This window comes from Novosphingobium resinovorum (assembly GCF_036352595.1).
Lineage (GTDB): Bacteria > Pseudomonadota > Alphaproteobacteria > Sphingomonadales > Sphingomonadaceae > Novosphingobium > Novosphingobium resinovorum_B.
Genome location: NZ_JAZFAX010000018.1, coordinates 102694 through 120912 on the forward strand (window position 1 = coordinate 102694; position 18219 = coordinate 120912).

Genomic DNA, 18219 nt, shown 5'->3' on the forward strand with positions numbered 1-18219 from the left:
GGGATTACTCCGCTGCCATGCGCTGCGCGGTGAACAGATCCTGTTCCAGCCAGCGTGTGTGGATCCGGTTGGCCCGGAATTGCTCGTCGCGAAGGATCTCGCGGTGGAGCGGGATCGTAGTGGGCACGCCCTCGACCTCGAAGGCATCGAGCGCGCCGATCATGCGGTCGATCGCGGCGTCGCGGGTGGCCGCGTGGACGATCAGCTTGCCGATCATGCTGTCGTAGAATGGCGGGATGCTTGCGCCTTCACGCATGTGGCTGTCGAGGCGGATGCCCTCGCCCTCGGGCGGGCGCCAGCGGGTGACGGTGCCCGGCACCGGCACGAAATCGCGCGCGGTGTCCTCGGCATTGATGCGGCATTCGATGGCGTGGCCGGTGAGCACCACGTCCTGCTGGCGCACCGACAGGCCCTTGCCCGCCGCCACGCGCAGCTGTTCCTGCACCAGATCGCGACCAGTCACCATCTCGCTGACCGGATGCTCCACCTGGATGCGGGCGTTGACCTCGATGAAGTAGATCTCCTCGCGCATCACGTCGTAGAGGAACTCGCACGTCCCGGCGTTGCGGTAGTTGACGCTTTTCGCAAGGTTCACCGCCGCTTCGTGCAGCTGCGCGCGCAAGGCGTCGGGCATCGCCACGCAGGGCGCTTCCTCCACCACCTTCTGGTAGCGGCGCTGGACCGAGCAGTCGCGCTCGCCGAAGTGGATCACCTCGCCCTGCCCGTCGCCCATGAGCTGGACTTCGACGTGGCGCGCCTCGGGCACGAAGCGTTCCATGAACAGGGTGCCGTCGTTGAAGGCGGCGAGCGCCTCGGCGCCGGCGCGGTGGTATCCGGCCTCGACTTCGGACGGGCCATTGACGATGACCATGCCGCGTCCACCGCCGCCCGCCGCCGCTTTGAGCAGCACGGGATAGCCGATTTCGCCTGCGATGCGGCGGGCATCGGCGGCCGAGGCGATCTCACCGCTGCCGGGCACCAGCGGTACGCCTGCGGCGGCGGCCATCTCACGGGCGCGCAACTTGTCGCCCAGCGCCTCGATCATGTCGGCTTCGGGGCCGACGAAAGTGATGCCGTGCTCCTTGCAGAGCCGTGCCAGTTCGGCGCGTTCGGACAGGAAGCCGTAACCGGGATGGAGCGCGTCGCAGCCGCTCGCCTTGGCGGCCTGCACCACCAGCCGGGAGTCGAGATAGCTTTTCGCCGCAGGTCCGGGGCCGAGCACCAGCGCGCGGTCGGCCATCTTTGCGGTCACGCTGTCGCGGTCGGCATCGGAGACGCCGATCACGGTTTCCAGGTTCAGACCTTGCGCGGCGCGCAGCACGCGCAGGGCGATTTCCCCCCGGTTGGCGATGAAGAGACGGGACAGGGCCATGGCGCTATTCCGGCCGGATCACGAAGAGCGGCTGCCCGGCCGAAACCAGATCGCCGTCACTGGCGAGCACTTCCAGAACCGTGCCCGAAGCCCCGGCGCGCACGGCGGTGAACAGCTTCATCACCTCGACCAGACAGACCTCGGTTTCGGCGGAAACACGCCCGCCCACCTCGACATAGTTGGGCGCACCGGGCTTGGGCGCGCGGTAGAAGGTGCCAAGGTAAGGCGCCGTCACGACGACCGCGCCGTCCGGCACCGCAGGCGCTCCCGCCGGTGCCGCCACGGCAGCTGCAGGCGCGGCGGCCTTGGAGGCAGGTGCAGCGCTGGCAACCGGCGCAGCGACCGAGACGCGCGGGGCGTCAAGCCCGGAGGCATCCGCATCCTGTGAGAGATAGACCTCCAGTTCGCCGCAGCGTGCGTGCAGTTCGCGCAGGCCCGACTGCTTGAACTCCGCGATCAGCAGTTCCAGTTCGGGCAGCGAGGTTTCGTCAGGGTCTTTGCCGCTCATGCGCGCGCACTCCGAATGGCTTCGACATCGTCACGGCTGAGGCCCACGCCCCGGCCCGCCAGCGGCGAGCCTTCCTGTTCAAGCCGGTAGAGCGCCTGAACCTGTGCATCGTCGGGGTGGAACTTGGCCGTGGTGTCGCAGATGAAACGATACTCGGGCGCCATTTGCGCGGGTTGCAGCGCCCTTGCGCGGGCGTTGTACTCGGCCAGCGGCAAGCGTCCGGCGGTGGTGGTGTAAAGGTCCTGCTTGGGCGGGAGGTGCGAGACGCCCGGCCCGATCGGCGTCAGCTTGCCGCCCTCGCCCTCCCGCCCCAGCACCGAATAGGGGATCTGCGAGATGTAGCGCACCGGGTTGTTGTTGTGCTGCATCATCGCATAGCGGCTCAGCTGCTGGCTCGGCAGCGAGACGAGGCCCACCATCTCGCCCAGGAAATCGCGGCCGAACTCGTCGTTGAACAGGCTGCGGAACCGGTCGGCGCGCGGGTCGATCGTCATCCAGTCGTTCACGTCGTAAACGCCCGCGATATGCGCGATCTCCTTGATGAGCGAGAAGTAGACGAGCGCGCCCGCATCCATCATCTCGTCGCGCGACCAGGTGGCCGTGCGCTTCCACAGTTCGACGGTGGCCTTGCGGATGCGGTCGGTCAGATCCTCGAAAGTGGCGGCCAGTTCCTCGGCCGAACCCATGCCGACCGGGATGTAGCCGCCCGACAGCGCATCGGACGTATAGAGGCCCACGCCGGTCAGCTTGTCGGCGGTGAATTCGGGGCGGGATTCGAAGCTGCCCCAGTCGTCCATCAGGTAGAACTGGCAGCCGGTGGCCTCCATCGTCACCGTCAGGTTGCTGAAGGGGATGTCGCCCGCCACGCCGTCAAGCCAGGGATAGTCGCCCTCGGCCAGATCGGAGAAGTCGCGGATGATCATCTCGCGGTCTTCGGCGAGGCGATAAGGCCCGGAATTGTTGAGTGCGCAGCGGCTTTCGCACGAGACGAGGAAGCCGTACTGCGACACCGTCGCCAGAAACGCCTGCGCCGCGTGGCCGAGCCGGTCGCCGGGCTTGCAGGGCAGCAGTTCGGAATGGAAGCGCTGCACCCGGCGCTCGGGCAGGTGCTGCACGCGCTGGCCGAATTCGCGGGCGTTGAGGTGCCCGTCCTCGCGCTGCTGCGCCAGCTTGAAGCGGCGCCAGAAGTCCATGACATAAGCCACATCCTCCGCCGCATCCTCGGGCGCGAGCATGCCGAAGTTGATGAGTATCTCACGGCCCAGCAGGTAGAAGGTCGGCAGCGCCCAGCCCGGCAGGTTACCCAGCTTGCCGCCGATCAGGCGCGAGCGGTCGCCCACTTCCTCGGCCGGCATCACCGCCTCCACCTTCCGCAGCAATTCCGGGTAGCGGTAGAAGCAGCAGAGGTACGAAAGCAGCATGTACGACGGCACGGGAAACAGCTTCGATTCCTGCACGGTGCGCGTCACACAGAGCCAATAGGTATCATCACCTATGGTCTGGATAGCGTTGTTGGCCTCCAGCAAGCGAACGTAGTCGGTCATCATCCCCTGCCCTTGTCTTTGTTGCGAACCTTGTGGACTGCAGCTTCGTGGTCTGTCAATATCGTCCTACGATTTTGATCGATAGAATTTGCCTTTGACGGCCGGACACATTGGGAGAGTACCAGAAATGCCGCAGGGATCGCCGTTCTCCACCACTCCTCGTAACGACTGGACCCGCGAGGAGATCGCGGCGCTGTTCGACCTGCCGTTCACCGAGCTGGTCTTCCGCGCCGCCGAGGTCCACCGGGCCAGCCACAAGGCCGACGAAGTGCAGCTTTCCACGCTGCTCTCGATCAAGACCGGCGGGTGCGTGGAGGATTGCGGTTACTGCTCGCAGTCGGTCTCGGCCAACAGCGGCGTCAAGGCGACCAAGCTGATGGAAGTACAGGCCGTGCTGCAGCGCGCGGCGCAGGCGGCGGATCAGGGCTCGACCCGCTTCTGCATGGGCGCCGCCTGGCGCAACCCCAAGGACCGCGACATGCCCGCCATCATCGAGATGGTGAAGGGCGTGCGCGCGATGGGCATGGAAACCTGCATGACGCTGGGCATGCTGACGCCTGAACAGGCCGACATGCTGAGCGAGGCGGGCCTCGACTATTACAACCACAACATCGACACCTCGCCCGAGCGCTACGATCAGGTCATCACTACGCGCACGATGGACGACCGCCTCGATACGCTGTCGAACGTGCGCATGGCGGGCATCAACGTATGCTCGGGCGGCATCGTCGGCATGGGCGAAACGCGGGCCGATCGCGTGGGCTTCGTTCACACGCTCGCGACGTTGCCGGAACATCCGCAGTCGGTGCCGGTGAACGCGCTGGTGCCGGTGAAGGGCACCGTGCTGGGCGACATGCTGGCCGACACCCCGCTCGCGAAGATCGACGACGTGGAGTTCGTGCGCACCGTCGCGGTGGCGCGCATCACCATGCCGGGCTCGATGGTGCGCCTCTCGGCGGGGCGCGAGTCGATGTCGGAAATGACGCAGGCGATGTGTTTCCTGGCGGGTGCAAACTCGATCTTCACCGGCGACAAGCTGCTGACCGCGCCCAACGCGGGCGACGACAACGACCTGGCGATGTTCGCGCGCCTTGGCCTCAAGCCGATGGCCATCGAACTGACGCCCGCGCAAGTCGAAGCCCAGCGCATGCCCAAGGGCTGCGCGAAGCTGGCGGCTGCCGAGTGATGTTTACGCGGCAATCACCTCACGCTTCACCGTCTCGCCGTGCACTTGCTCGGCCCGGTGAAGGTCGTAGGCGGATTGCATGTTGAGCCATAAGCGCGCGGACGTGCCCAAGCTCGCTTCGAGCAGCTGGGCATTTTCAGTGTCAGGGCTGATACCTCTCCAGGCGGGCGCCGGACCATCTCTGCATAGGATACGACAGCCTATCCGCATGGACCACGCGGCCGAGCCTAGTCGGTACGGACAAATTCCTCGCGATCACGATAGGCCACATTTGCGCCGGGCGAGGCGCTCCGACTGACTAAAGTAAAGCCCTAGAGCACATCCATCTGGCGCAGCAGCGCGCGCAATTGCGCGGGCTTGACCGGCTTGTTCAGCACCGGCAGCGACAACCGTGCGAGCTGGGCCTTGGTCTCCGGACTGCGATCTGCGGTGATGACCATCGCCGGGATCGGCCGCCCTGCCCTTGCCCGCAGCATCGCCACCGCAGCGTCGCCCGTCAGCCTGTCGTCAAGGTGATAATCGACGATCAGCATGGCCGGCCCCTGCTCCAGCGCAGCGAGCGCCGAGGCGTCAGAGGGATCGTTGGCCGTCACCACCTCTAGCCCCCAGTTCTCCAGCAGCGCCTCCATCCCGGCGAGGATGCCCGGGTCATTGTCCACCACCAGCACCGTCCCGCCCGCCCCGGCACGCGACGCGACCGGCCCGGCGCCGGGCTCCACCGCAGAGGCGACCGCGGCGACGCGCGGCAGGCGGATCGAGAACGCCGCCCCCGCTCCCGGCGCCGTATCGAGGTCGATCGCATGGCCCAGCATCGTCGTGACGCGCCGGACGATGGCGAGGCCCAGCCCTTTGCCGGGGATCTTTTGCGTCTTGCCGACGCGGCGAAACTCCTCGAAGATCTCCTCTCGGTCGGCCTCGGCGATGCCCGGCCCGGTGTCGCGCACCCTCACCACCACCTCCGCCGCCCGCTCCGCGACCTCTACGGTGACGCTGCCGTGCTCGGTATAGCGGATCGCGTTGGACACGAAGTTCTGCAGCACCCGGCGCAGCAGGCGCGGGTCGGAGCGCACCCACAGCAGGGTGTCCGGCACCGCGAAGTCGAGCCCGCCGGCGATCGCCAGCGGCGCGAACTCGACCCGCAGCGCCGACAGGATCGCACCGAGCGGGATATCCGCGAACTCCGCCTGGATCGCGCCCGCGTCGAGCCGCGAAATCTCGAACAGAGCCTCGAGCAGATCCTCCACCGAATCGAGCGCTGTCGAGGCCTGATGCGCCAGCGAGCGCGGCCTATCGGGCATCGGATGACCGTCCATGGCGGAGACGAACAGCCGCGCGGCGTTGAGCGGCTGAAGCAGATCGTGGCTGGCGGCGGCGATGAAGCTGGTCTTGGAGCGGTTGGCCGTCTCCGCCTCGTTCTTCGCCTCGACGAGCTGGCGGTTCACCTCGACCAGTTCAGCGGTGCGCTCGGTGACGCGGCGCTCCAGCGTCTCGGCGGTCTCGGTCAGCGAGCGTTCGAACTGGACGTGGTCGGTCACGTCGTCGAAGGTGAAGACCATGCCGCCATTCTTGAGCGGCACCGAGCGTACGGTGAAGTGACGCCGACCCATCACACAGTTGGTGGCCACGCGCGCACCGCCGCCCTCGCGCCAGTCGAGCGCCTCGACCCGGTCCAACCCCAGCTGGCCGACGCACCAGCGCGACAGCGCCTCGTGCGAATCGATGCGCGGACTTTCCTCGGTCAGCGACAGCACCAGCAACACGCCCTCGTTCCAGGCCTGCAACTGGCGCCGGGCATCGAACAGGCAGACGCCTTCGGAGAGCGTGTCCAGCGTCGCCTGCAACGCCAGGTTGCGTTCGGCCAGTTCGCGGGCGCGCTGGCGGGCGTCCTCGGCCTTCACCGTGGTGATGTCGGTATAGATGCCGACGGTGCCGCCCTCGGTCGTGCGCAGCTCGTTGATCTGGATCCAGCGGCCATCGGCCAGCGCCTGCACGTGCGCGCCCTGCGCTCGCTGATGCTGCGCCATGCGGTCCTTGAGCCAGCGCTCGGGGGCCATGCGCGAGCCCATGGTGGCGCCGGTCTGCGCGAGGCGGCTGGCGAGTTCGGCGAATTCGGGCGCATCGCCCTGCACGCCTTCGAAATTGGGGAAGATCTTCAGGTAAGCGCGGTTGCACAGGACCATGCGGTCTTCCGCATCGAACAGTGCGAAGCCGTCCGACAAGGACTCGATGGCATCGCGCAGCATCACGCGGGCGGCGGTGGCGTCGCCATGAGCGGCGGCGAGCTGCGCATTGACGGTGTTGAGCCGCTCCAGCGCGACTTCCAGCGCGCCAGTACGGTCGCGCACCATGGCGTCGAGCGAGATCGCCGTCTCGAACATCGAGAACGCCCCGCCCTGCATGTCGGTGGAGCGTTCCACGCGGTCCATCAGCGCGGCGTTGATCTTCTCCAGCTGCGCGATGCGGGCGCGCAGGCGGGCGGTTTCGGTGTCGCGGGTTTCGGGATCAGTCAGGGCCATGGCCACTCCATAACCACACACCCCCTTCGTCATTGCGAGCGCAGCGAAGCAATCCAGGGCCGCGCAAACCGCCCTGGATTGCTTCGCTGCGCTCGCAATGACGAACGAAAGGGCAAGGCATCGTCATGGCCGTGCCGGTTCATCCACCGCCCGCCCGATCGCCAGCCCGCTGAAGGTCTGGTTCATGTGCGCGGCGAGGAACTGCTCGCCATACGTGCTGAACCCCAGCACGTTATTCTCGACATAGATGTCCGAGACTTCGCGCAGGATCTGCCGGTCCTCGGCATCCAGCCGGTTGAGCACGCAATCGAAGCCGATGATATGGTCGATCTCCCCCACCTTGCGCGAGACCGACTGGAACAGCTCGCGCATCCAGGTCAGCCGGTCCACCGGCTCGCCGATGGTCAGGACGACGCCGGTGTCGATCGCGCAGTAGAAGGTCAGCGAACCGTCGGGGTTCGCGCTCTGCACCGAGCGGACATGGAACTGGCCGCCGGTGCGCACCATCGGCGGATGGGCGGCGAAGAAGTGGACGTCGAGTTCCTCGCCCGGAGAGCCCGACAACCGCAGGTACTCCTCGGCGGCGGGGGCGGCGTTGATTTCGTAGACGGTGCGGGTTTCCGGGTCCGCTTCGGTGATGACCATCTTGGCCGGGCCGGGGCGGTAGTGATTGGCGCAGAACACGTGCATCGGGCGGCGGCTGGTCAGCACCGCGATCACCGCCGCGTCGGAGTGGAAGCGCCCTTCGTGCAGCACCGCCGTCTCGCGGAACGAGAGGCCGTCGCCGCTGGAGCCGCCGATCAGCTGGACGTCGCCCAGCGCGTGCTGCGCGGTCATCGTCAGCAGTTCCTCGCGGTGCGACAGGCCGTCCACGAAGAACAGCGCCACCTGATGCAGATCCTCCGCCGCGCCGTGATCCAACCGCGCCCCCGCGACGAGCTGGCGGATGGCGCCCTGCGCGGTCACCGGGTCGAAATTGTCGAGATCTTCGAACCGCAGCGAAGCCATCGAAAAGCCGGCAGCGGGAAAGCCGATCAGCAGCAGGCTGTCGGTGTCGTAGCCCCGGCTGGTGAGTTCGCCCGCGCTGGTGCAGCCGATCAGCGGCACCCCCGGCAGCCTTGCGGTGAGCACGCGCGCCAGTTCCTCGCGCGGGTAGCGGTGCGAGCAGAACAGCAGCGCGCCTGCCAGTTCCACGCCGCCTATCGCCTCGACCAGTTCCGCGACGGCATCAGCCGGGTCCTTCGCATGCGAGGCGCAGGCCACCAGCGGGCGGTCACCATCGTGAATCTGTGCTGCCATTCGCATGTCCCTCTCCTTCCGGCCGCCCTCTTCGGTGCGGTCCGTGACCCAAGCGCGAAAGTCTAGGCCGAACCGCCCCCACCGCCAAGCGCATTGACGAGGTCGCCCCGCAGTGGGTCACCTGCCGCTTCGAGCGCCGCGTTCTCCTCATCGGTGAAGATGCGGCTGCGCACGATGAAGCGCACGCCCTCGGGCGCCTCCAGGCTCATGCCAGAGCCGCGTCCGGGCACTACGTCGATGGTGACCTGGGTGTGGCGCCAGTACTCGAACTGCGCCGCGCCGATCCATACGCGGGTGTTGCCGATGAGCGAGCCGAGCAGCACGTCCTGCGCACCGACGCGGAACTCGCCCTCGGTGAAGCACATCGGCGCGGAACCGTCGCAGCAGCCGCCCGACTGGTGGAACATCAGCGGGCCGTGGATGGCGCGCAGGCGCTCGATCCATTCCTCCGCCGCCGGAGTGGCGAGGATGCGGGCCGGGAGGCTCATGACGCCGAAAAGCGGCGGATGGCGTGGGGGCCATCCGCCGTTTCGAGGTATCCGGCGCCGTTATGGTGGCGGGACGCCGGGTTGAGAGCTCTTGGCGAACCCGCCACGATCAGAAGAAGCCGAGCTTCTTCGGGCTGTAGCTGACGAGCAGGTTCTTGGTCTGCTGGTAGTGATCAAGCATCATCTTGTGGTTCTCACGACCGATCCCCGACTGCTTGTAGCCGCCGAACGCCGCGTGGGCGGGGTAGGCGTGGTAGCAGTTGGTCCACACGCGCCCGGCCTGAATGCCGCGGCCGATGCGGTAGGCCCGGGTTCCGTCGCGTGTCCACACCCCGGCGCCGAGGCCGTAGAGCGTGTCGTTGGCGATCTCCAGCGCCTCCTCGTCGGTCGAGAACTTGGTCACGGCAAGGACCGGGCCAAAGATCTCCTCCTGGAACACGCGCATCTTGTTGTGGCCTTCCAGCACGGTCGGCTGCACGTAGTAGCCCTGCGCCAGCTCGCCGTCATGCGAGGCGCGCTCGCCGCCGGTCAGGACCTTCGCACCTTCGTCCTTGCCGATCTGGATGTAGCTGAGGATCTTCTCCAGCTGGTCGTTGGAGGCCTGCGCACCGATCATCGTCGCCGCATCCAGCGGGCTCCCCAGCTTGATCGCCTCGACCCGGGCGATCGCCTTTTCGATGAAGCGGTCGTAGATCGATTCATGCACCAGCGCGCGGCTCGGGCAAGTGCAGACCTCGCCCTGGTTGAGCGCGAACATGGTGAAGCCTTCGAGCGCCTTGTCGAGGAAGTCGTCGTCGTGATCCATCACATCGGCGAAGAAGATGTTGGGGCTCTTGCCGCCCAGTTCCAGCGTGCAGGGGATCAGGTTCTCCGACGCATACTGCATGATGAGGCGGCCGGTCGTCGTCTCGCCGGTGAAGGCGATCTTGGCGATGCGCTTGTTCTGCGCCAGCGGCTTGCCCGCTTCGATGCCGAAGCCGTTGACGATGTTGAGCACGCCGGGCGGCAGCAGATCGGCGATCACTTCGGCCAGCACCAGGATCGACATCGGCGTCTGCTCGGCGGGCTTGAGCACCACGCAGTTGCCCGCCGCCAGCGCCGGGGCCAGCTTCCACGCGGCCATCAGGATCGGGAAGTTCCACGGGATGATCTGGCCGACCACGCCCAGCGGTTCGTGGAAGTGATAGGCGATGGTGTCGTGGTCGATCTCGGCGATCGAGCCTTCCTGCGCGCGCAGGCACGATGCGAAGTAGCGGAAGTGGTCGATCGCCAGCGGGATGTCGGCGGCGGTCGTCTCGCGGATCGGCTTGCCGTTGTCGATCGTCTCGGCCAGCGCCAGCTTGTCGAGGTTGGCCTCCAGACGATCGGCGACCTTGAGCAGCGTGTTGGCGCGCTCGGTCGGCGAGGCCTTGCCCCATGCGTCCTTGGCGGCATGCCCGGCGTCGAGCGCCAGTTCGATGTCCTCGGCGGTGCCGCGCGCCACCTGGCACACGACCTGCCCGGTCACCGGCGAGATATTGTCGAAGTACTGACCCTTGACCGGGGCGACCCACTTGCCGCCGATGAAGTTGTCGAACTTCTCGCGGATGAGCGACTCACCCGAGAATTTGCCAATGGCCTGTTCCAGCATCCCAAATCTCCGAACCTGACCCCCGCGGGGTTTCGACAGGCAATGTGGGCCGATGGGGCGGCCGGGCCAATTGTACCTTGGGACGATGAGAGGCGGGATGTGCTGCGAATCGGCCCGTCCCCTTTCGCTGCCGCCCATCTCCTCCTTTCCCTTCGTCATTGCGAGCGCAGCGAAGCAATCCAGGGCAGCGCAAACCGCCCTGGATTGCTTCGCTGCGCTCGCAATGACGAAATGTGGGGTCACGACGTTGGAGTGACGACGCGGGGATGGCGGCGTGAGCGCACGAAGGCACAGGACGCAACTTTCCGGATAACCGCCCCGCCGCGCTTGCACCCCGCCCCCCGCTTTGGCACTAGCCCGGACGTGAGCGCGAACATCGTCATCGGCACCGCCCAGCGCGGGGAGCCGGTAGAGATCGACATCAAGGAACTCTTGGCGACCCGCCTGCTGGTGCAGGGCAATTCCGGGTCCGGCAAGTCGCACCTGCTGCGCCGCATCCTCGAGGAGAGCGCCGGGATCGTCCAGCAGGTCGTGATCGACCCTGAGGGCGACTTCGTCAGCCTTGCCGAGCAGTTCGGCCACGTCGTCATCGACGGCTCCGCCTATGGCGAGGCCGAGATCGCCCGCCTCGGCGCGCGCATCCGCCAGCACCGCGCCTCGGTTGTCCTCGCGCTCGACGAGCTGGAGATCGACCAGCAGATGAAGTGCGCCGCGCAGTTCCTCAACGCCCTGTTCGATGCCCCGCGCGAGCAGTGGTATCCTGCGCTCGTGGTGGTGGACGAGGCGCAGATGTTCGCCCCCGCTGCCGCCGGTGAAGTCTCGGAGGAAGCCCGCCGCGTCAGCCTCGCGGCGATGACCAACCTGATGTGCCGCGGCCGCAAGCGCGGTCTGGCGGGCGTGATCGCCACCCAGCGCCTTGCCAAGCTGGCCAAGAACGTCGCGGCCGAGGCCAGCAACTTCCTGATGGGCCGCACCTTCCTCGACATCGACATGATCCGCGCCGCCGACCTGCTCGGCATGGAGCGGCGGCAGGCCGAGACGATCCGCGACCTCGCGCGCGGGCAGTTCCTGGGCCTTGGCCCTGCGATCGCGCGGCGGCCGGTGTCGGTCAGCGTCGGCACCGTGCGGACCGGCGCGAAGTCGGTGACGCCGGGCCTCGCCCCGCTGCCCACCGCGACCACCGAGGAACTGCGCGAACTGCTGCACGACAATCTCCATGTCGAGCCGGAGCGTCCCGAATTCCACCGCCCCGCGCCGCGCGTCGACGATGCCGAGACGCTGGCCCGCCGCATCGCCGCGACCGAACTGCTCGAACCCACCACCGCGCAGGCCCGCGAACGCGAGCGTGAAAGGGAGCGCAACGAGCCGGGCGCCGAGGAAACCCGCGCGGCGATGATCGAGATCATGAACGTGATGGCCGAGGAGCCGGACTGCACGTTCCAGTCCGCGACCACGCTGTTCCAGGACTTCACCATTCGCTGCCGGATGAAGGGCATCTCGGTGCGCGGCCTCGACGCGACGATGTTCCGCCGTGGCTTCGCTGCCGCGCTGGCGGGGATCGAGAACCCCGACGATGGCCGCTGGGAAGACCTCATCAACTTGTCCAAGCACGTCCCCGACGATGCGCTGGCGACTTTCTACGTGATCGCCCGCGCCGCCATCGAGGGCAAGCCCTGCCCGGACGACATGGACCTCGCGCGGATCTACGGCACCAGCTCGCCCCGCCGGGTGCAGCGGCTGCTCGATTATCTGGAGAAGGACGGGCTGATCGTGGTGCGCACCGACTTCTCTGGCAAGCGCTCGGTCGGCCTGCCCGATCTCGGCGTGACAACCTCGCCGGTCGAGGCCTGAGCGTTCACCACCCCGGTCTCCTCCCTCCGTCACCCTGAACTCGTTTCAGGGTCCATCGGGCCGCATTGTCCGGAGCGGTGAGCCACAGAGCCGCGCTGGCGGTTCAGGAATTAGAACACTGCGCTATCGGCTCCATGGACCCTGAAACGAGTTCAGGGTGACGGAGGGATTTCTCCTCGACTTGGAGCGTTCTCGAAACGCCGGTCTATCGCGCCTCACCGAACCCGTGTAGGACGCGCCCATGGCCGAGATCATCAACCTGCGCATGGCCCGCAAGGCCAAGGCCCGCTCCGCCGCCAAGGCCGAGGCGGCAGGGAACCGCGCCCGGCATGGCCGCTCCAAGGCTGAGAAATCCGCCTCGCAGGCCGAAGTCGCGCGGATCGAGCGAGCCCTCGATAGGGCCAAACGGGAGGACTGATGCGCACCACCTATGAAGACGCCAGCGTGCGCCTCTACCACCTCGACGGCGGGGCCGAGGGCGGCGCGGCCAACACGTTGTTCTACGGCCCACTGTCCGAAGCGATGCGTATAGCCTCGCTGCAGAGCGAGGATGTGCAGGACGGCCTGTTCATCGCCACCGACAACGACGTGGTGGCCTACGTCGATCTGCTCGAAAGCTGATCTGCCGTTATCAGACGGCCAGTTCGCGCCACTCTCCCGGCGCGATGCCGTCGAGCGACCATTCTCCGATCCGCCAGCGTACCAGCCGTAGCGTGGGATGGCCGACGGCCGCGGTCATGCGCCGGACCTGCCGGTTGCGGCCTTCGCGCAAGGTCAGTTCGATCCAGCAGTCGGCAACGGTCTTGCGAAAGCGCACCGGGGGATTGCGCGGCCATAGCTCGGGCGAATCGATCCGGCGGGCCTGTGCCGGCAGCGTCGGCCCGTCGTTAAGCGTCACGCCCTTGCACAGTGCTTCCAGCGCGGCATCGTCGGGTTCTCCCTCCACCTGCACGAGGTAGGTCTTGGCGACCTTGAAGCGCGGGTTCGAGATGCGCGCCTGAAGGCGGCCATCGTCGGTCAGCAGCACCAGTCCCTCGCTGTCGCGGTCGAGTCGCCCGGCAGGGTAGACGCCGGGCACCTTCACGAAGTCCGACAGCGTGGGGCGCGGGGTTGGCGACTTCAGGTCGGTGAACTGCGGCAGCACGTCATAGGGTTTGTTGAGAAGGATGAGGCGGCTCATGCCGTGCCCCTTAGCCCAGGGCACGGCAGGACGCACGCATCATCCGTGGGCAGACTCTCCCCGCGTCTTCCACAGCGACCAGCCCACGCCGCCCGCGATCAGCGCCAGCGTGATGCCAAGGCTGGCGAGCGGCGGGAACTTGGCGCCGCCCAGCGCGAAGTCGGCGATCAGGATCTTGCCGCCGATGAACACCAGCACCAGCGCCAGCGCATACTTCAGGTAGTGGAAGCGATGCACCATCGCCGCCAGCGCGAAGTAGAGCGCGCGCAGGCCCAGGATCGCCATGATGTTCGAGGTGTAGACGATGAAGGTGTCGGTCGTGATCGAGAAAATCGCCGGCACCGAATCGATCGCGAAGACCAGGTCGGCCAGGTTGATCACCACCAGCGCCAGGAACAGCGGCGTCGCTGCCCAGACGAGGTGGCCCTTCGCGTTGGCCTCCTTCACGAAGAAGTGCTCGGCGTGGTGCTGCTTGGTCACGCGCATGTGGCGCGAGATCCAGCGGATCGCGGCGTTGTTGCCGATGTCCGGGTCATGGTCGCTGGTGAACAGCATCTTGATCCCGGTGAAGATCAGGAAGGCGGCGAACAGGTACATGACCCAGTGGGCATGGGCGACCAGCGCCGCACCGCCCGCGATCATCAGGCCGCGCAGCACGATGACGGCAAGGATGCCCCAAAGGAGCGCGCGATACTGGTACTTGGGCGCGACCGCGAAGTAACCGAAGATCATCGATATGACGAAGACGTTGTCGATCGAGAGCGCCTTCTCGATGAAGTAGCCCGTGTAGTAGTCGATCGCGGGCGCGGAGCCCTTGGCCCACCAGATCCACGCGCCGAAGATCATGGCGATGCCGATGTAGAACACCGACAGTTTAAGCGATTCGGCGATGCCCATCTCCTTGTCGTCCTTGTGCAGGACGCCGAGGTCGAAGGCGGTGAGCAGCAGCACGACGGCCGCGAACGAAAGCCAGAACCAGGCGGGCGTGCCCAGCCAGTCGGCGAAGAGAAATTCCATGATGACGTGCCCTGTTCAGGGGGAAACGGAGGCGCCGGCGCGCAGGATCGGGGGAGGAAAGCGCGCCGGCGCGCGGGTTACAGGCTGGCGAGTGCGCGCGCGGGCGGCAGCAGCCGCGCCATCCCGTCCCTGAGCCTGGTTTTCCGTTTCATCAGCCGGGCGACCTCCTGCGGGTCCTCGTGGCGGCCTGTCTTCATGCGGCGGATCGCGGCGTCGAGCTTCTGGTGCAGCTCTAGCAGGCGGAACATGCGTTCGGTCATTATCGTATCCCTATCGAACGGGTTGAAGTTCGATCGGATGAGCGGCGCTGGGGTTGCGTAAGAAAACAATGCTGAACCTGCACCGGTATCACCCGATGCGGTCCGACATCACGAGGCGTGAGGGAAATTCCCGATCACGCCGCGCCAGAGGGGCCCGGCCCGCAAAGGCTTTAATACGACCGAATCGCTCCGAGTTCAACCCATCGATCCTCCCTATCGCGCAGCGATGGGGAGGATTGCTTCTGCCTCAAAATCCGATATTAATGTGATATCACTTTTAGAGGGGTGCCACCGATGTCCGATTCGCATCTGCCCATCAACGCCAGCCGGGAGAGCATCGCCTCGACCCGGAGCGGCTACCTGATGCTCATAGTATTCCTGGTGCTGCTCGTGGCGATCGTGTTCTGCGTCGTCACGCTGGCCAGCGGCGATCCGGGACCGGGCACGGTGCTGGGCTTCCTCGCCTTCATCCTCCCGGCGGTGATCATGAACGTTCTGATCCTGAGCGGCTTCTACATGATCCAGCCCAACCAGGCCGCCGCGATCACGCTGTTCGGCAGCTACAAGGGCACCGATCGCACCCCCGGCCTGCGCTGGGTCTGGCCGTGGATGGGCAAGACGAAAATCTCGGCCCGCGCCAACAACGTCGTCTCGGAAAAGCTCAAGGTGAACGACCTTCGCGGCAACCCGATCGAGATCGCCACCAACGTCGTCTGGCGCGTCGCCGACACCGCGCAGGCGCTTTACGACGTGGACGACTACAAGGCCTTCGTGAACGTCCAGATCGAGGCGGCGGTGCGCTCGATCGGCTCGCGCTACGCCTATGACGACGTCGAGGATGCCGAGATCACCCTGCGTGGGAGCCACGAGCAAGTGAATGCCGAACTGCGCACCGAACTGATCGCCCGCCTGCAGGTGGCGGGCATCACGGTGGACGAGTGCGGCCTCACTCACCTCGCCTACGCGCCAGAGATCGCCGGGGCCATGCTGCGCCGCCAGCAGGCCGAGGCCGTCATCGGCGCGCGGCGCAAGCTGGTGGAGGGCGCGGTGTCGATGGTCGAGATGGCGCTGGCACAGCTCTCGGAAAAGAACGTGGTCGAACTCGACGACGAGCGCCGCGCGGCGATGGTCTCGAACCTGATGGTCGTGCTCTGCGGCGAGCGGGATACCCAGCCCGTCGTCAATACCGGCACGCTCTACTCGTAACGGCCCCATGGCGTCTCCCGGCAAGAAGGCGTTCGCGCTCCGTCTCGATCCGGCGCTCTACACGGCGCTGGGGCGGGCGGCGGCGGCCGACTTGCGCTCGGTGAACGCCGAAGTCGAAGTGCTGCTGCGCGAGGCCCTCGCCCGGCGCGGCGTCAAGGTCGAGGCGGGCGAACCGGCAAGGCGCGGACGTCCGCCGAAGGATGGAGACTGATCATGCTGCACAAGCTGTTCGACAATGATCCGTGGTTCGCCCCCAAAAGCGCTACGGCTACGGCGCGGGGCTGCCGATCGCGTGGCAGGGGTGGGCGCTGCCGGCGGCCTACCTCGCCATTATCGTCGGGATCGCGCTGCCGGGGACCGGCGGCACGCTGGGCGCCCGGACCGCGTCGTTTGTCGGCGTGCTGCTGGTGACGGGCGTGTTCATGGTGATCGCCGCACGCCACACGCACGGCGGCTGGAAATGGCGCTGGGGCGGGGATTGAGGCGAAAGGCCCACCCCCCAGCCCCTCCCGCAAGCGGGAGGGGAGAAAACCGCATCAGCCCTCCCGCTTGCGGGAGGGCCGGGAGGCTTGGTCCGAAGGACCTAGCCGGACGGGGTGGGCCCTACAACTTCGCGAAAACCGCCACCATCGCCTTCCACGCCCGGTCCGCCTCGCCCGGATCGTAGGCAGGCGAATCCGGCACGCACCAGCCGTGGTCGGCGGCATAGACTTCCACTTCGGCCGGACGCTTCGCCGCATCGGCGGCCTTGCGCAGTTCGGTCTTCACCTCGGGCTGCTTGGCGTCGTCATTGCGGGCGATGGCAAACACATAGCTGGCCTTCGTCTTGCCCAGAACCCGGTGCGGACTGTCGGGCGCCTCGCTCACCAGCCCCGCACCGTGGAGCGACACCGCCGCCTTCACCCGCCCCGGCACCGCCGCCGCCGTGCGCACGGTGAACGGCCCGCCCATGCAGTAGCCGTTGCTGCCGATCCCGCGCTTCGTATCCACCGCGTCCTGCGTGTCGAGGAACGCCACGTAGGCCGTCGCATCGCGCGTGACCGCCTCGGGCGTGAGCATCGCGCGCATCGGGCCGACTTTCGCCTGACCTTCGGGCGTGCGGTACTCGGCGAAGCTCTTCATCACCGGCGCCGGTCCGGAGCGGTAGTAGGGGTTCACCACCAGCACCGCATAGCCCTGCGCGGCGAGGTTACGGGCCATGATCTTCTTGGCATCACGCAGGCCCGCAATGTCGGGCCACATCACGATACCGGGATGCTTACCTTTCCCCGGATGGACGAAGAATGCATCGCACACACCGTCCGCCGTGGTGATCGAAACCATGCGCTCGGTCAGTTCGCCGCCGCTCTCCGCCGCCACTGCGCCGCACCCGGTCAGCGCAAGTCCGGCACCCAGCACCGAGAACGCGCGGCGGTCCAAGCGGCTGAAGTCGTCGGCGGTATAGTCGTCACACATGGGCTGGCCTTTCGCTGCTTTCCCGGCAGCCTAGCAGAGCTTCGCGCGACCTCAATCGCCGTTGAAGTTGAGTTCCAGGTTCACGGCATTGGGATCGGCAAGGAACAGTTGCCTGAGGCCGATGTGCGTCAGGTCGTTGAACCGATAGTCGAGGCCCAGTTCGTCCAGCCTCGCGCGGGTCGCCTCGAAGCCGCTGCAGCGCAGGGCGACGTGATGGAAGCCGTTGGTCGATTCGCCCGGCAGGTAATCGTCGTAGCGCCCCGGCGCGGTGGTGCGATCGACGAGGTGAATGATCGGCAGCCCTGCCCCGTCGCGCATCCAGTAGCCCGCGGTCCCGGCGCGGATCGAGGGGTTCTCGCTGCGGATCAGGACCAGCACCCGCTCGTAGAACGTGGCGGTGCCTTCGAGGTCGTCGGTCAGGATGTTGACGTGATCGATGCCGCTGACCTGCATGGTGCTCTCCCTTTGTTGGACAAGGAGTACCCACCCCTGCCCTCGCCCGCAAGCGGGAGGGGAATGAGAGCATCGTTCTTCGCCCTCCCGCTCGCGGGAGGGCCGGGAGGCTTGGGAGCGAAGCGAACTAGGGTCAGGACCTATTAATTGGTTGCACGAGGCGTGAAGGGTTGATTCAAGGTTGCAGGAGGAATGCTGCCATGACCGACCTGCTGATGCTGACCGAAGCGCAGATGCGCCGGATCGAACCGTTC

Annotated in this window: 19 protein-coding genes; 7 read left to right on the plus strand and 12 right to left on the minus strand. The window is 66.8% G+C overall.

What is annotated here, in order from left to right:
* Window positions 1–4: 4 nt before the first annotated feature.
* From V2S85_RS16970 to V2S85_RS16980, 3 genes are read right to left on the minus strand one after another with little or no spacing between them, the layout of a single operon-like run.
* Window positions 5–1372: an acetyl-CoA carboxylase biotin carboxylase subunit gene (locus tag V2S85_RS16970; protein ID WP_330704024.1), complete on the minus strand. Its 1368-nt coding sequence runs from the start codon at window positions 1370–1372 to the stop codon at window positions 5–7.
* A gap of 4 nt (window positions 1373–1376) precedes the next feature.
* On the minus strand, window positions 1377–1880 hold the full coding sequence (accB, locus tag V2S85_RS16975; RefSeq protein WP_330704025.1) for an acetyl-CoA carboxylase biotin carboxyl carrier protein: 504 nt from the start codon (window positions 1878–1880) through the stop codon (window positions 1377–1379).
* Window positions 1877–3424, minus strand: a complete 1548-nt coding sequence (locus V2S85_RS16980; protein WP_330704026.1) for a hypothetical protein — start codon at window positions 3422–3424, stop codon at window positions 1877–1879. Before V2S85_RS16980 ends, accB begins: the two co-directional genes overlap by 4 nt.
* A 127-nt stretch (window positions 3425–3551) precedes the next feature.
* Between V2S85_RS16980 and bioB the strand changes: the two genes are divergently transcribed.
* Complete coding sequence (gene bioB / locus V2S85_RS16985; protein ID WP_330704027.1) at window positions 3552–4610, plus strand: biotin synthase BioB; 1059 nt, start codon at window positions 3552–3554, stop codon at window positions 4608–4610.
* 311 nt (window positions 4611–4921) lie between these two features.
* On the opposite strand, the gene V2S85_RS16990 is transcribed toward bioB, so the two are convergent.
* The 4 genes from V2S85_RS16990 to adh all read right to left on the minus strand — a co-directional run bounded on the left by V2S85_RS16990 (window position 4922) and on the right by adh (window position 10543).
* The gene (locus V2S85_RS16990) at window positions 4922–7126 is read right to left on the minus strand and encodes a PAS-domain containing protein (protein WP_330704028.1); all 2205 of its coding nucleotides are present in this window, start codon (window positions 7124–7126) and stop codon (window positions 4922–4924) included.
* Window positions 7127–7249: 123 nt separating this feature from the next.
* Window positions 7250–8425: an FIST N-terminal domain-containing protein gene (locus V2S85_RS16995; protein WP_330704029.1), complete on the minus strand. Its 1176-nt coding sequence runs from the start codon at window positions 8423–8425 to the stop codon at window positions 7250–7252.
* A 62-nt stretch (window positions 8426–8487) separates the two neighbouring features.
* The gene (locus tag V2S85_RS17000; RefSeq protein ID WP_330704030.1) at window positions 8488–8913 is read right to left on the minus strand and encodes a DUF779 domain-containing protein; all 426 of its coding nucleotides are present in this window, start codon (window positions 8911–8913) and stop codon (window positions 8488–8490) included.
* 109 nt (window positions 8914–9022) lie between these two features.
* Window positions 9023–10543 (minus strand): aldehyde dehydrogenase, encoded by a 1521-nt coding sequence (adh, locus tag V2S85_RS17005; protein ID WP_330704031.1) that lies wholly within the window; start codon window positions 10541–10543, stop codon window positions 9023–9025.
* A 363-nt stretch (window positions 10544–10906) separates the two neighbouring features.
* On the opposite strand from adh, the gene V2S85_RS17010 reads away from it, so the two are divergent.
* From V2S85_RS17010 to V2S85_RS17020, 3 genes are all read left to right on the plus strand, one after another.
* On the plus strand, window positions 10907–12394 hold the full coding sequence (locus V2S85_RS17010; RefSeq protein WP_330704032.1) for an ATP-binding protein: 1488 nt from the start codon (window positions 10907–10909) through the stop codon (window positions 12392–12394).
* A gap of 241 nt (window positions 12395–12635) precedes the next feature.
* A complete protein-coding gene (locus V2S85_RS17015; protein WP_330704033.1) occupies window positions 12636–12812 on the plus strand; it encodes a DUF4169 family protein in 177 nt (58 codons plus the stop codon).
* Window positions 12812–13015 (plus strand): hypothetical protein, encoded by a 204-nt coding sequence (locus V2S85_RS17020; protein ID WP_330704034.1) that lies wholly within the window; start codon window positions 12812–12814, stop codon window positions 13013–13015. Before V2S85_RS17015 ends, V2S85_RS17020 begins: the two co-directional genes overlap by 1 nt.
* A gap of 10 nt (window positions 13016–13025) precedes the next feature.
* Here the strand turns inward: V2S85_RS17020 and V2S85_RS17025 are convergent, their stop codons facing one another.
* The 3 genes from V2S85_RS17025 to V2S85_RS17035 form a co-directional block, all read right to left on the minus strand.
* Window positions 13026–13574, minus strand: a complete 549-nt coding sequence (locus V2S85_RS17025) for a pseudouridine synthase (RefSeq protein ID WP_330704035.1) — start codon at window positions 13572–13574, stop codon at window positions 13026–13028.
* Between the two features lie 39 nt (window positions 13575–13613).
* Entirely contained in the window at window positions 13614–14591 is a 978-nt protein-coding gene (locus V2S85_RS17030; RefSeq protein ID WP_330704036.1) for a TerC family protein, read from the minus strand.
* Between the two features lie 77 nt (window positions 14592–14668).
* Entirely contained in the window at window positions 14669–14851 is a 183-nt protein-coding gene (locus tag V2S85_RS17035; protein ID WP_330704037.1) for a YdcH family protein, read from the minus strand.
* Between the two features lie 294 nt (window positions 14852–15145).
* Between V2S85_RS17035 and V2S85_RS17040 the strand changes: the two genes are divergently transcribed.
* Genes V2S85_RS17040 through V2S85_RS17050 form a run of 3 tightly spaced genes read left to right on the plus strand, consistent with a single transcriptional unit; the run spans window position 15146 to window position 16539 of the window.
* Window positions 15146–16057, plus strand: a complete 912-nt coding sequence (locus V2S85_RS17040) for an SPFH domain-containing protein (RefSeq protein WP_330704038.1) — start codon at window positions 15146–15148, stop codon at window positions 16055–16057.
* Between the two features lie 7 nt (window positions 16058–16064).
* Entirely contained in the window at window positions 16065–16268 is a 204-nt protein-coding gene (locus V2S85_RS17045; protein ID WP_330704039.1) for a toxin-antitoxin system HicB family antitoxin, read from the plus strand.
* A 31-nt stretch (window positions 16269–16299) separates the two neighbouring features.
* The gene (locus V2S85_RS17050) at window positions 16300–16539 is read left to right on the plus strand and encodes a hypothetical protein (protein WP_330704040.1); all 240 of its coding nucleotides are present in this window, start codon (window positions 16300–16302) and stop codon (window positions 16537–16539) included.
* 121 nt (window positions 16540–16660) lie between these two features.
* Here the strand turns inward: V2S85_RS17050 and V2S85_RS17055 are convergent, their stop codons facing one another.
* Window positions 16661–17512: a dienelactone hydrolase family protein gene (locus V2S85_RS17055; RefSeq protein ID WP_330704041.1), complete on the minus strand. Its 852-nt coding sequence runs from the start codon at window positions 17510–17512 to the stop codon at window positions 16661–16663.
* 51 nt (window positions 17513–17563) lie between these two features.
* Entirely contained in the window at window positions 17564–17965 is a 402-nt protein-coding gene (locus V2S85_RS17060) for a VOC family protein (protein WP_330704042.1), read from the minus strand.
* Window positions 17966–18219 lie beyond the last annotated feature (254 nt).

Excerpts from the sequence above, each read along its gene's own strand:
- V2S85_RS16990 (WP_330704028.1), bottom strand. The coding sequence starts at position 7,126 with ATGGCCCTGACTGATCCCGAAACCCGCGACACCGAAACCGCCCGCCTG.
- V2S85_RS17020 (WP_330704034.1), top strand. The coding sequence starts at position 12,812 with ATGCGCACCACCTATGAAGACGCCAGCGTGCGCCTCTACCACCTCGAC.
- adh (WP_330704031.1), bottom strand. The coding sequence starts at position 10,543 with ATGCTGGAACAGGCCATTGGCAAATTCTCGGGTGAGTCGCTCATCCGC.
- V2S85_RS17035 (WP_330704037.1), bottom strand. The coding sequence starts at position 14,851 with ATGACCGAACGCATGTTCCGCCTGCTAGAGCTGCACCAGAAGCTCGAC.
- V2S85_RS17025 (WP_330704035.1), bottom strand. The coding sequence starts at position 13,574 with ATGAGCCGCCTCATCCTTCTCAACAAACCCTATGACGTGCTGCCGCAG.
- V2S85_RS17060 (WP_330704042.1), bottom strand. The coding sequence starts at position 17,965 with ATGCAGGTCAGCGGCATCGATCACGTCAACATCCTGACCGACGACCTC.
- V2S85_RS16980 (WP_330704026.1), bottom strand. The coding sequence starts at position 3,424 with ATGACCGACTACGTTCGCTTGCTGGAGGCCAACAACGCTATCCAGACC.
- bioB (WP_330704027.1), top strand. The coding sequence starts at position 3,552 with ATGCCGCAGGGATCGCCGTTCTCCACCACTCCTCGTAACGACTGGACC.
- V2S85_RS17045 (WP_330704039.1), top strand. The coding sequence starts at position 16,065 with ATGGCGTCTCCCGGCAAGAAGGCGTTCGCGCTCCGTCTCGATCCGGCG.
- V2S85_RS16995 (WP_330704029.1), bottom strand. The coding sequence starts at position 8,425 with ATGGCAGCACAGATTCACGATGGTGACCGCCCGCTGGTGGCCTGCGCC.
- V2S85_RS17055 (WP_330704041.1), bottom strand. The coding sequence starts at position 17,512 with ATGTGTGACGACTATACCGCCGACGACTTCAGCCGCTTGGACCGCCGC.
- V2S85_RS17015 (WP_330704033.1), top strand. The coding sequence starts at position 12,636 with ATGGCCGAGATCATCAACCTGCGCATGGCCCGCAAGGCCAAGGCCCGC.
- V2S85_RS16970 (WP_330704024.1), bottom strand. The coding sequence starts at position 1,372 with ATGGCCCTGTCCCGTCTCTTCATCGCCAACCGGGGGGAAATCGCCCTG.
- V2S85_RS17030 (WP_330704036.1), bottom strand. The coding sequence starts at position 14,591 with ATGGAATTTCTCTTCGCCGACTGGCTGGGCACGCCCGCCTGGTTCTGG.
- V2S85_RS17000 (WP_330704030.1), bottom strand. The coding sequence starts at position 8,913 with ATGAGCCTCCCGGCCCGCATCCTCGCCACTCCGGCGGCGGAGGAATGG.
- V2S85_RS17040 (WP_330704038.1), top strand. The coding sequence starts at position 15,146 with ATGTCCGATTCGCATCTGCCCATCAACGCCAGCCGGGAGAGCATCGCC.
- accB (WP_330704025.1), bottom strand. The coding sequence starts at position 1,880 with ATGAGCGGCAAAGACCCTGACGAAACCTCGCTGCCCGAACTGGAACTG.